Here is a 539-nt window from a genome sequence, read left to right on the forward strand (position 1 = left end):
CCAGAACGCTGACGGTGCTGTCGGGCTGTGGATGGCATCACCGCAGGCCGATCCGTTTATTACACCGTATGTGGTGCAGTACCTACTGGAGGCGAAAGCCGCCGGTTATCCGCTGCCTGCTGGGATGCTGGACGATGCTAATGTTGCACTGCGCGCACTGGCGGCCAACGGTTATGAAGACCTCTACCACCTCCGTCTGCGCGCCTGGGCCGTTTATCTGCTCACGCGGCAGGGCGAAATCACCACGAATGCACTGGCCTCAGTACAGGAGACGCTGAAAAAACGTTACCCGGACAGCTGGCAAACCGATCTTAGTGCGCTGTATCTGGCCTCCTCATGGCGCTTACTCAAGGCTGATGATGAAGCGGAAAGACTGTTCAAGCCGGGCTGGCAGGCACTGAATCAGGCCTATAGTAAAACCTGGTGGACGCAAAACTACTACGATCCGCTGGTACAGGATGCGACCCGGTTGTATCTGATTACCCGTCACTTCCCGGAAAAAGTATCGGCTATCCCGCCACAACTGCTGGAAAATATGG

General features: G+C 56.4%; 1 protein-coding gene. It reads left to right on the forward strand.

Translation table 11 applies throughout. The annotated features are described in order from the left end of the window. The coding region (locus WH277_RS00015) for a hypothetical protein (protein WP_445235283.1) at window positions 1–539 on the forward strand (539 nt) is incomplete at both ends.

Origin of the sequence: Erwinia sp. MYb416 (assembly GCF_037479575.1) — a bacterium.
GTDB lineage: Bacteria > Pseudomonadota > Gammaproteobacteria > Enterobacterales > Enterobacteriaceae > Erwinia > Erwinia rhapontici.